This is a genomic window from Micromonospora sp. AB353 (assembly GCF_049538395.1).
Taxonomy (GTDB): Bacteria; Actinomycetota; Actinomycetes; order Mycobacteriales; family Micromonosporaceae; genus Micromonospora; species Micromonospora aurantiaca.
Map to the genome: position 1 here is coordinate 1 of NZ_JBMVFV010000188.1, position 649 is coordinate 649.

The 649-nt window shown below is 71.5% G+C and carries 1 protein-coding gene; it reads right to left on the reverse strand.

Features of this window, described 5'->3' with window-relative positions; genetic code table 11:
* On the reverse strand, positions 1-386 hold a 386-nt coding region (locus ACPCK6_RS29615; protein WP_423482860.1), incomplete at its 3' end, for a hypothetical protein.
* Positions 387-649: the final 263 nt, after the last annotated feature.

Sequence of the window (649 nt, forward strand, 5' to 3'; positions counted from 1 at the left end):
CTGGAGGGGCGCTGCTGGAACAGGCCCTGCGAGTCGTGGTCGTTGCGGTCACCGAGGTGGCCGAGGTTCTCCAGCTTCGACTCCTGCAACGCGGTGGCGATGGAGACGACGGCGGCGCGTTCGTCCATGCCGGCCTTCTTCGTGGCGGCGATGATCGCCTTGACGTTGGCGGTCTGCTCGTCGTCGAGGTCGATGTGGGACTGGGTGCCCTGGACGCCGTGCGGGATGAGCGCGGCGCTGTCCAGCTTGCCGGCGGCCTGGGTGGTGGTCACGGCCGTGTCGCGCACCGGGGTGCCGGTGTCGTGGTTGAGGGGGCCGGCGGCGAGGCCACCGGCGACGGTCAGACCGGCGATACCGAGGATGCTCTTACGCAGGATCGTGTTCATGGTGGGGGCTCCATTCGGGGGTCGACGCACACCCGGGGGCGGGGTGCGTGGGCACCGTCAGGCGCTCAAGAGAGGTCTTGGGGGGATGCCGGCGTCCTGCTCACCCGCGGCCCAGCACGCCCGGGGGCGGCGTGCCGGGGCCGGTTGGCGGCGCCGGAGACATCCACAACGACCGGCTGCGCGGGATCATTCCCGGACGCTGCCACCCGCGTTCGCGTGCAGCGGGGGTGCTGCTGCGGTCGTTCACCAGGTATAACGCCCCG